The sequence below is a fragment of the Phormidesmis sp. 146-12 genome (assembly GCF_052939495.1).
Genome location: NZ_JBJPHS010000266.1, coordinates 1 through 1,014, shown reverse-complemented (window position 1 = coordinate 1,014; position 1,014 = coordinate 1). Strand labels below are relative to the sequence as shown.

Genomic DNA, 1,014 nt, shown 5'->3' with positions numbered 1-1,014 from the left:
TAACGTGAGTTCGACGGAGGATAGAAGCGCAAAAGGAAAGCTGAGACTACCGTTGAAAGTAACGTAAATCTCTCAAGTCTCAGCTATGGACACCATCGTATCGCACTTGGATTTGACTACCATCTTCTGGGAGGTGGACGACTTCTGTGAGCAGTTTGAGCGGGCTTGGTCGTGTCAAGCTCAACTACCTGCCGCAGGTGGAACCAGGCACTATCGATCACGAATGCGCTTCAGTGAAGTGATGACGATCTTGATTGCGTTTCATGGATCGGGGATGAGAACGTTCAAAGACTTTTATACGTTGACAGTGCTGCCCTACTGGCGGAAAGCCTTTCCTAACTTGGTCAGCTACACGCGCTTTGTCGAATTAATGCCCTGGTGCTTGATGCTGCTGTGCTGCTTCGCCAATACCCGCAAAGGAGAAATGACCGGACTTGCTTTCATCGACTCGACACCCCTTGAAGTGTGTCATCCCGCACGCGCTCACGCGCACAAAGTCTTTCAAAACCTCGTGGGTTGGGGCAAAAGTTCAATCGGGTGGAAGTTTGGCTTCAAGCTGCATCTAATTATTAATGATCGTGGAGAACTCTTGGCGTTCAAACTGACTCCTGCCAATACCGATGACCGCCAACCGGTTCCCGAAATGACCCAAGACTTGATCGGACAACTCTTTGGAGATCGCGGCTACATCAGTCAAAAATTGTTCGAGGAACTCTATGATCGCGGTCTACAACTCGTGACCAAATCCAAGAAAAATATGAAGCAACGCCTGGTCAAGCTGATGGATAAAATCTTGCTTCGCAAGCGGTCGCTAATTGAATCGGTCAACGATCAACTGAAGAACGTTTGTCAGATCGAGCATTCTCGACATCGTAGTTGCTGGAATTTCTTGGTCAACTTGGCGGCAGGACTGATCGCTTATACCTACCAGCCCAAGTTGCCATCCTTAGATCTTCAACCCAAAGGCTTGCCGGCTCTGCCCCCTGCCATTTTTTAGTCCATCGAACTCACGTT

The 1,014-nt window shown here is 49.1% G+C and carries 1 protein-coding gene; it reads left to right on the top strand.

Features of this window, described 5'->3' with window-relative positions; genetic code table 11:
* The first annotated feature begins 106 nt into the window (after positions 1-106).
* Positions 107-997 (top strand): IS982 family transposase, encoded by an 891-nt coding sequence (locus ACKFKF_RS35160; protein ID WP_446871960.1) that lies wholly within the window; start codon positions 107-109, stop codon positions 995-997.
* The last annotated feature ends 17 nt before the right edge of the window (positions 998-1,014 follow it).